At 69.9% G+C, this 9137-nt stretch carries 9 protein-coding genes; 3 read left to right on the top strand and 6 right to left on the bottom strand.

Going from position 1 to position 9137, the window contains the following annotated elements; all coding sequences use genetic code 11:
* From ACWDU1_RS24470 to cydC, 3 genes are all read left to right on the top strand, one after another.
* A partial coding sequence (locus ACWDU1_RS24470; protein ID WP_450001878.1) for a cytochrome d ubiquinol oxidase subunit II occupies positions 1-308 on the top strand: 308 nt, incomplete at its 5' end.
* A 6-nt stretch (positions 309-314) separates the two neighbouring features.
* The gene (gene cydD, locus ACWDU1_RS24465; RefSeq protein ID WP_450001876.1) at positions 315-2195 is read left to right on the top strand and encodes a thiol reductant ABC exporter subunit CydD; all 1881 of its coding nucleotides are present in this window, start codon (positions 315-317) and stop codon (positions 2193-2195) included.
* Positions 2196-2356: 161 nt separating this feature from the next.
* Entirely contained in the window at positions 2357-4168 is a 1812-nt protein-coding gene (cydC, locus tag ACWDU1_RS24460) for a thiol reductant ABC exporter subunit CydC (RefSeq protein WP_450001879.1), read from the top strand.
* Positions 4169-4475: 307 nt separating this feature from the next.
* Here the strand turns inward: cydC and ACWDU1_RS24455 are convergent, their stop codons facing one another.
* The 6 genes from ACWDU1_RS24455 to ACWDU1_RS24430 all read right to left on the bottom strand — a co-directional run bounded on the left by ACWDU1_RS24455 (position 4476) and on the right by ACWDU1_RS24430 (position 8824).
* Positions 4476-5213 carry an FABP family protein gene (locus ACWDU1_RS24455; RefSeq protein ID WP_450001874.1) on the bottom strand — a complete coding sequence of 246 codons (738 nt, stop codon included), beginning with the start codon at positions 5211-5213 and terminating at the stop codon, positions 4476-4478.
* A 370-nt stretch (positions 5214-5583) separates the two neighbouring features.
* Positions 5584-5889, bottom strand: a complete 306-nt coding sequence (locus ACWDU1_RS24450) for a DUF1416 domain-containing protein (RefSeq protein ID WP_450001872.1) — start codon at positions 5887-5889, stop codon at positions 5584-5586.
* A gap of 5 nt (positions 5890-5894) precedes the next feature.
* A complete protein-coding gene (locus ACWDU1_RS24445; RefSeq protein ID WP_450001870.1) occupies positions 5895-6728 on the bottom strand; it encodes a sulfurtransferase in 834 nt (277 codons plus the stop codon).
* 34 nt (positions 6729-6762) lie between these two features.
* Positions 6763-7236 (bottom strand): DUF4395 domain-containing protein, encoded by a 474-nt coding sequence (locus ACWDU1_RS24440; protein ID WP_450001869.1) that lies wholly within the window; start codon positions 7234-7236, stop codon positions 6763-6765.
* A 341-nt stretch (positions 7237-7577) separates the two neighbouring features.
* Positions 7578-8018, bottom strand: a complete 441-nt coding sequence (locus ACWDU1_RS24435; protein WP_450001867.1) for a thioredoxin family protein — start codon at positions 8016-8018, stop codon at positions 7578-7580.
* Positions 8015-8824 carry an LmeA family phospholipid-binding protein gene (locus tag ACWDU1_RS24430; RefSeq protein WP_450001865.1) on the bottom strand — a complete coding sequence of 270 codons (810 nt, stop codon included), beginning with the start codon at positions 8822-8824 and terminating at the stop codon, positions 8015-8017. Before ACWDU1_RS24430 ends, ACWDU1_RS24435 begins: the two co-directional genes overlap by 4 nt.
* Between the last annotated feature and the right edge of the window lie 313 nt (positions 8825-9137).

The raw sequence follows: 9137 nt of genomic DNA, 5'->3' as shown, positions 1-9137 counted from the left end.
TCGCCGGCCGAGACGGGTGGTCCTTCGCCGGGACCGCGCTGACGGTGCTCGCCGCCTCGGCGCTACTGTTCGGGGCCCTGTTCCCCGATGTGCTGCCCTCCACCATCGATCCGGCCCTGAGCCTGACCGTGGACAACGCCTCGTCCACCCCCTACACGCTGAAAGTGATGAGCTGGGCCGCACTGCTGGTCACCCCGGTGGTCCTCGGATACCAGGCCTGGACGTACTGGGTGTTCCGCAAACGCATTAGGGTCGAACACATCCCACCCGGAATCGGACTTTCCCCCCGCGTCGCCGCCGAGGAGTGACAACTGATGGCCCGCCCGCCCGTGGACCCACGCCTGTGGCGACATGCCCGCTCGGCCAGGAGCTATCTGGCACTGTCCGTAGGTCTTTCGCTGGCGACCACCGTGACCATCGTGGTGACCGCCGTGATGCTGGGCCGGGTGCTGGCCGGTGTCATCACCGATCCCGCCCGTCGCACACTCGGTTCGTGGACCGTGGAACTGGTGGTGCTCGCCCTGGCGCTGGCCGGGCGCGGGCTGGCCGCGTGGTGGCAATCGCGGATCGCGCACCGGGCGGGGGTGCGGGTGGTCGCGGAACTGGAGGAGTCGGTGCTCACCGCGGGCGCCGGGCTCCCACCCCGCGAACTCGACGCGCGCCGGACCGAGATCGCGGTCGTGGTGGGCAGCGGGCTCAGCGGGCTGCGCGCCTATCTCACCGGCTACCTGCCGGCCCTGATACTCGCGATCCTGGTGCCGCCGGTGGTGCTGGTGGTGATCGCGGCGCACGACCTCACCTCGGCGCTCATCGTGATTGTCACCCTGCCGCTCATCCCGATCTTCATGGTGCTCATCGGCCTGCTCACCGAGGGACGCGCCCGGGCCACCCTGGACGCCACCACCCGGCTGTCGGATCGCCTGCTCGACCTGTTCGCCGGTATGCCCACGCTGCGCGCGCTGGGGCGCGAAGGTGTGGACGGGCCGGATATTCCCGGCCGGAGCATGAGCGGCCGGGTCCGGGAACTGGGTGAATCCCTGCACCGGCGCACCATGGCGGCGTTACGGCTCGCGTTCCTGTCCTCGATGGTGCTGGAACTGCTGGCGACGCTGTCGGTGGCCCTGGTCGCGGTGGCGATCGGGATGCGGCTGGTGCACGGCGATATGAGCCTCTACGCCGGGATAGTGGCGCTGGTCCTCGCGCCGGAGGTCTACCTGCCCCTGCGAACCGTCGGCGAGCGCTTCCATGCCGCGCAGGACGGAACCGCCGCCGCCGACAAGGCCTTCGCGATCCTCGACGACGCCCGGACGGAGCCAGCCGCCACCGGTGCGCACAGCGAATGGGCGGGCCGCCCTATGCCCGCGGCCGGGGCCTCGCCCGATCCCGATCCGGCCGGGCCCGCGACGCCTTCCCGGATCGGCCGCGAAGGTTCCGGCCTTCCGGAGCCGGCGGCCGATCGGCGGGGGGCGCTTCTCGGCACCGGTCCGGGCTTCACCTCGGGGCCCGCATCGATCGAAATCCGGGACCTGACCGTCGAATCGAGGGACGGCGCCGCCCCGGACGGCCTGTCCGCGATCCTGCGGCCCGGCCGGGTCACCGCTTTCACCGGTCCCAACGGCAGCGGTAAATCCACTGTGCTGCAGGTGATCCTCGGACTCATTCGACCCACAGCGGGAGCCGTGGTCGCCGACGGTGTGGATATCCGCGCGATGCCACCGGAGCAGTGGTGGTCACGGCTGGCCTGGCTGCCTCAGCGGCCGGTGCTGGTGCCGGGTACCCTGCGCGAGAACCTGGAACTGCTCGGGGCCACCGTCGAGGGCTCGCCCCGCCGCGGCCCGGCCCGAGTGCTCAGCGAACTCGACGCCGCCTGTGCGGTAACCGGATTCGACGCCGTGCTCGAAGCCCTGCCCGCGCGATGGGATACCGTGGTCGGGTCCGGGGGAATCGGGCTCTCGCTGGGACAACGCCAGCGGCTCGCGCTCACCCGCGTGCTCGCCGCGGATCGCCCGATCGTGCTCCTGGACGAACCGACCGCCCATCTGGATCCCGACAGTGAAGTCGAGGTGGCGGCCGCGCTCACCACCCTCGCCCGCACCGGCGTCACAGTGGTGCTGGTCGCGCACCGGCCCGCGCTGCTGTCCGCCGCCGACGAGATCGTCACGGTACCCATGCGTTCCCACCGAATATCGCCATGAACCCACGAAACCCGCCCCGCTCCGCCACCGGCGCCCGTGTAGCCGGGGGCGCTCGCGCCCGTATAACGGGGGGCGCTCGCGCCCGTATGACCGGGCCCCCTGCCGCTCGCCCCGCCCGCCGCTGGGTCCGTACCCGGCTGCTCCTGCGCGATATCCGGCAGATGTGGGCCATGCTCGAGATCCCGCGTTCCCGGCTGGCCGTCGCGGTCGCGTGGGGAGTGCTGGCACTGGGCAGCGGCCTGGGGCTGGCGGCGCTCGCCGCCTGGCTCATCGCCAGGGCCTGGCAGATGCCGCCGGTACTGGACCTGACGGTCGCGGTGGTCGCGGTGCGGGCACTGGGCATCTCCCGCGGCGTATGCCGGTACCTGGAACGGCTGGCGACCCACGATGTGGCTCTGCGGTCGATGACCGCCGCGCGTACCTCGGTCTACCGGGCGCTGGCGCGGGCGCCACTATGGCTGACCCGGCGGTCCGACAGCGGTATGCCCGGTGTCGCCGAAGCCGGCTCCGCCCGCACGGCTCCCACCGCGCCGGGCGTTCCCGGGCGCCTGCGCCGCGGCGACGTGCTGGTTCGCGTCGGCACCGATATCGACGATCTGGGCGCGGTGGTGGTGCGGACCTTCGTCCCGGTAGCGGTCGCGCTGGTACTCGCTCTGGCCGCCGTCGGCCTGCTCGCGTTCGTCTCGGTCGGCGCGGCGGCGATCCTGGCCGCCGCACTGGTGTTCTCCGGCGTGGTGGCGCCCTGGCTGTCGGCTCGCGCCGCCGCCGACGCCGAGCGGGCGGCCCGCGCCGACCGCGCCGAGTTCACCGCCCACGCTCTCACCGTGCTCGACCACGCGGCCGAACTCCGGGTCACCGGAAAACTGGACACCGCGCTCGGTGCGGCCACCGCCGCCAACCGCCGAGTGCTCGCCGCCGAGGACGCCGCCGCCGGGCGGACGGCATGGGCGGCCGCCGCGATCCCGCTCGCCACCGGGGTCACGGTGCTGGCCTCCCTGCTCATCGGCATCACCCTGTACAGCCCCGACGGTGGCGCCCCGGGCGCGATGACGCCGATGGCGCTGGCCGTTCTGGTGCTGTTGCCGCTCTCGTCCTTCGAGGCCACCGGCGCGCTGCCGGCGGCCGCGCAAGCCCTCACCGTGGCCCGCGCCGCCCTGCACCGGCTGCGGGCGGTATCGCCCGACCATCGCCCGGCCGGCGACGCGATCGCCGGCGACCCCGCCCGGCCGGTCGCGGAACCGGCCGGCACCCGCAGACGATTCGGTGCCGGCGGTCACCCCCATCCGTTCCCCTACGCCGACAGCCGCGCCGACGGTGTGGTGATCGGCTGGGTGGGTGACGGCCAATGGCAGATACCGGAGCGTCCGCACGCCTCGCGGGTCGTGGTCATCGGGCCCAGCGGTGCGGGGAAGACGACCCTGCTGATGGCCTGGGCCGGTCTCTTCGACACCCCGGACGAACAGGTGCGGTTCTTCGCCGAGGACGCGCATCTGTTCGGTACCAGCGTGCTGGAGAACCTGCGGGTGGCGCGCGGCGACCTCGACGCCGCCACCGCCGAACGCGCGCTGCGCACCGTCGGGCTGGGGGACTGGCTCGACGGGCTCACCGACGGTGTGAACACCGAACTGACCGGCGGCGCCGCCGCGGTCTCGGGTGGGCAGCGGCGCCGGCTCCTGCTCGCCCGGGCCCTGGTGTCCCCGGCGCGGGCGCTGCTGCTGGACGAACCGACCGAACACCTCGACGCGGCCGCGGGCGCCGAACTGCTGTGCGCCCTGCTCGACCGCGACAGCGGATTGGTCGAACCGGACCGGGACGTGGTGGTGGTCACACATCAGCCGCCGATCGGGCACCGCGCCGGGCTGGTGATCACTGTGGATGAATCCGGCCAGGTCCGGGCCGCTTTCCCGGATCGCCCGGCCGGACGTTACGCCCTCGACGAAATTCCGTTGCCGACCCCTGCCGCGGGTGGCTAGGTTGGTCGTACACAAGGAAGGAGGTGATCCCAAGAATGGAAATTCTCAGGACGCGTGAGGTGGCTGTCAGCTAGCGCTGTAGCCGGCTGTGCACGGATTCCGTTCACCCGACAGCGATGAGCGAATTCCAGGCAGCCACCCGGCCCCCGAGTCCCCGGTCCGTCCGATCGGGATCGGCGGCGAGACTTCGCGGTACTCATACCGCGGGCTCGCACCGATACGGCTCGGGGGTCGTTCCCATTTCAGGAGTCCGCCACCGAACAGCACGCCGGACCGCCGCCGCCCGTACGGAACAACCCGGGTGCTATCAGCCGATATAGCGCTGGAGCCGTGCGGAGAGCCGAGGCTGCAGCGGCCCATCGGCCACCACCCGCTCCTCCACATACGCGAGATCGCCGCCCTCGACGATGCCGTAGAGGCGTTTCGCGCCGCCCACCACCGCGCCGGTCTGGCTGCGAATCACGACATCGGTGGCCAGCTCCCAGGACGACTGGGTCAAAGCGGTGCCGTAGAACAGTTCGACGATGCCGGTGCTGTGGGTCAGCAGCAACTCCAGCACCTCGTCGTCGTCATCGGTTCCCACCCGCCAGAAACCGCGCTCCCGCAGATCCGGCCCGCCGTAGCCGCCGTCGACCTCCACGAACCAGGACCGCGAATCCCAGCTCAGATAATCCCCGCCGTCGTGGGACACCACGATCTGCTGACCGAACCGGTAGTCGCCGCGTTCGGGATTGTTGCCCTCACCCTCACCGCGCCACACCCCGACCATCGGCAGCAACGCCAGCATGGCCGGATTCAGATCCGGGCCGAGACGCAGATTGGCCGTATCGTCGGGCAGCGGAAGATCCGGGAGCACCGGGATATTGCGCCCGCCCGTCGCCTTCGCGCGCTCGGCCGCATCGGCCACCGCCTGATCACCGCTCAGCGGCGACTGGTGCTCGCCGCCACGCCCGTTCCGGTCGGCAGCGTCGGCCGGGGGCTTGCCGTTGGTGTTATCGCTCGCTCGCTCGGCCGGATCGGAACCTTCGCTCGCGAGATCGCTCATGACTCGGTGAACAGCCGGTAGAAGACGTACAGGCCGAACCAGCCGATGAGGACCGACACGGCGATCAGCAGAATCTCGAAGAAGAGGACCACAGGGTTATCTTATGCGCGCCTCCGGCGCGCGGGTTTCGGCCCCCTTGGTCCTTGCTTTCCGCGCTCGAGACTCGCGCCTGCGGCGCCTCGCTTCGTGCGCGGAAAGCAAGGACGGGCCGAAACCTTTCAGGGCCTCGCTGAACTCGGCGCCGTGGCGGGGCGTCGTTTCAGAGGGCCGGATGAGTCCGGGCCGTCCGAAGAATCGAGGCCCGGCCCGAAACACCGATGGCCCAGGACCGGCCCGTGTGGGGCGGTCCTGGGCCATCGGCCGTCTCGGATTACTTCGAGACGGTGACGTCCACGTTGTGGATGCCGGGACCTTCGGGGCGGATCTCGGTGGAGCCGTTGCCCGAGGACGACAGCGCGCGCAGGGTCCAGCTGCCCGGAGCGGCGAAGAAGCGGAAGTCGCCGGTGCCGGAGGCGACCACTTCGGCGGTGAAATCACCGTTGCCGTCGAGCAGGCGGACGAAGGCGCCGCCCACCGGCTCGGAATCGGTGCCGAGCACGCGGCCGGTGATCACCGTTTCCTTCTCCACATCGACGCCGGCCGGGATGTCCTGGCCCTGGGTAGGTGCTGCACACATGGCGGTTACTCTCCCAACTCGATAGGTGCGCCGACCAGCGAACCGTATTCGGTCCAGCTGCCATCGTAGTTCTTGACGTTCTGGTGGCCCAGCAGCTCCTGCAGCACGAACCAGGTGTGCGAGGAACGCTCACCGATCCGGCAGTAGGCGATGGTCTCCTTGTTGCCGTCGAGGCCGGCCTCACCGTAGATCTTGGTGAGCTCGTCGTCGGAACGGAAGGTGCCGTCCTCGTTGGCGGCCTTGCTCCACGGCACGTTGATGGCACCGGGGATATGGCCGGGACGCTGGCTCTGCTCCTGCGGCAGATGCGCGGGAGCCAGGATCTTGCCCGAGAACTCGTCGGGGGAGCGCACGTCCACCAGGTTCTTGGTGCCGATGGCGGCGATGACCTCGTCGCGGAAGGCGCGGATGGTGTTGTCCGGCTGAGCGGCCTTGTACTGGGTGGCCGGCCGGGACACCGCGTCACGGGAGAGGGGACGCCCGTCGAGCTCCCACTTCTTGCGGCCGCCGTCGAGCAGCTTGACGTTGTTGTGACCGTACAGCTTGAAGTACCAGTACGCGTAGGCGGCGAACCAGTTGTTGTTGCCGCCGTAGAGGACGACCTCGTCGTCGTTGGAGATCCCGCGCTCCGAGAGCAGCGTGGAGAACTGCTCCTGGTTCACGAAATCGCGACGAACCTGATCCTGCAGGTCCTTCTTCCAGTCGAGCCGGACGGCGCCCTCGATGTGGCCGCCTTCGTAGGCGGAGGTGTCCTCGTCGACCTCGACGAAGACGACGCCGGGGGTCTTGAGATTCTCTTCGGCCCAGTCGACGGAGACCAGGACATCGGAGCGAGCCATTTTCTTCCTTTCGGTGGTGACTTGCGGGTTCGGTTCAGTTGGTGGCGGACGGGGAAAACCGTGAGACGAGCGGGTAGATCTTGCAGCCGAGGCAGATACCGAACGCGGCGTTGAGGAACGCCGCGAACAGTGCGAAGCCGGCGAACAGCGCGCCGACCACGGACGAGCCGATCAGGAACCCGAGCAGGCTCACCGCGGCGAACACCAAGCCCAGCAACTGCGCGAACCGCAACGGCGGCGTGGGCTCGGTCTCGGTGACCGGACCCAGCCGGGGCGCGACCAGACGGGCGTAGATCAGCCCATATGGATGCCGCCGCGGGCCGAGACCAGCACCCAGCCCGAAGACCAGCGCCTGAACAGCGATCAACACCGCCGCGGCGGCCGGCGCGAACGCGGCCAGCACCAGAACGACGACGAGTACCGCCGTGGTGACCCAGGCCACGAATCGCGGGCCACGGACGTCGACCACGCTCGGCTGCGAAACGGTGTCGGTGGACGTGAAGGACATGGAGAAAGCTCCTGCGCTCGAACTTATCGGCGGATTCGGCCGGTTCGCCGGGGGATGAAATCGCTCGCGCGGACGAACCGTGGTCGGCGTCAGGAAAAGACCCGACCGCTCAGCGGCACAGGCAGCAACAACCACCGAGGCGGCACAGGTCGACTGTGCGGCGACGGGTGAGCATCAGCTCATGGTGGTTTTGCACAACGCGGAGTCTACCCAATCCCGCCGGAGAACGAGCAGGTAGGGGGTGATCGGCTGGTCAGGGGGGTTGATCGGGGTGGTTTCTCGCCCGGCGCGGGAGCTACGTCACCGGCGTGGGACGGCTCGCCGAGGACGCGGCGCCCGGATCACACGGTCAGGGGCGAGAGAGCGCTGCGGAGATCGGTGGTCTTGGGGACGCCCGAGATGCGGAAGCGTTCCCGGCCCTCGGCGTCGAAGACGAAGGTGGTCGGCAACGAGAGGACATTCAGGGCACGGGCCAGTGCGGGATCGGCGTCGATATCGATTTCGATATCGCGGGGCGGCTGCGGTGAGTCCGCCAGACCGGAGGTCGCGTCGGAGACCACCCGCCGGACCGCCGCGCACGGGCCGCACCAATCGGCGGAGAAGTGCAGCACCGCCGGGCCCGAACCGGTGACCCCGGCGGCCATCAGCAGTTCTTCGCGTTCGCCACCGTCACGGTCCAGGCTCGCGGGAGCCGAGCGCACCGTGCCTTCACGCTGCCGCAGGTAGAGGCCCACAGCCAGGCCCGCCAACAGCATTACCGCCAGGATGGTGATCTCGATCATGGTCGCCGCAATCTGTTCAGGTCGATCGTTACGTCTTTGCCCCGGCCCTCTACCACGATATGGCCACCCAGGGCGGTGACCTCCGAGGGACGGATACCGAACGGGAGTTCCTTGGTATCGATCGTACGGGTGAACATCGCCAGCACCGCCGGGACATCGGCCTCGGCGACCACGGGCTCCGACGGCACCGGTGAGATCTCCTCGGTATACAAACCGCTGGCGACGATACGGACCTGGTCGCCGTCGAGCGACAGATCCGCCGCCACACTCACCCTTTCACCGGTGAAGCTGGCCCCCTGCTGACCGCTGGGCGCCGCGGGCAGCGTCCCCGTCAGCACCAGGGCACCCGCCGTGGTCATACCGGATCCGCCGGAACCACCGGTCCCGTCGGATTTGTCCGCCGGCCGCGAATGCACCTCGAGATCCGGGATGCCGAACAGCCGCCCGAGCTCGGTGGGCGCGACCCGCATCCGGACATCCACCTGATCCACCGGAACACTGCGCACCCGGCCGTCCACCAGGTCACTGAGCGGAAGCTGCATCCCGCGCAAGGTCGCCTCGAGCCCGATCTCACCGGGAATATCGGGCCGCACGCTGTCGGCCTTGATCTCGATGTTCTCGTAGCTACCGTCGAGCGCCTGCCGCAGGAAAGGGAACCCGTGGAAGGTGACCTCCGGGTCCGCGCTCAGATCGGCCCCCACCCGCAGCGACCGGGACACCCGATACTCCGAGTATGCGGCTGCGCCGAAGTCGACGACGACTGCCAGCCCGGCCAGGCACAGCAGTCCGATGATCAGCTTCCGCATGGTCTGCACCCTAATGGAGCCATCGCTCTGGACTATTTTCGGCGCGACCTTGCCTTGCCGGGGTGGGGGCTTGGGTGCCGGGTGGGGGGTGGGCTTGGCTGCGAGGAGGGGTGAGGTGGGCTTGCTGCCGAGGGAGGGAGGGGAGGCGGCCCTGGCTGCGAGGAGGAGTGTGAGGTGGCTTGCTCGTGGAGCTGAGGGGGTGACCCTGCCCGCCAAGGCGAGAAGGTGACCCCACCCGCCAAGGCGAGAAGGTGACCTTGCTCGCCAAGGTTCTGTGTTTTTTGGCGCGGCTTCGCCGCGCGGGGTTCGGCCC

It is taken from the genome of Nocardia sp. NPDC003345 (assembly GCF_053589395.1).
This window is presented reverse-complemented; position numbering and strand designations above follow the sequence as displayed.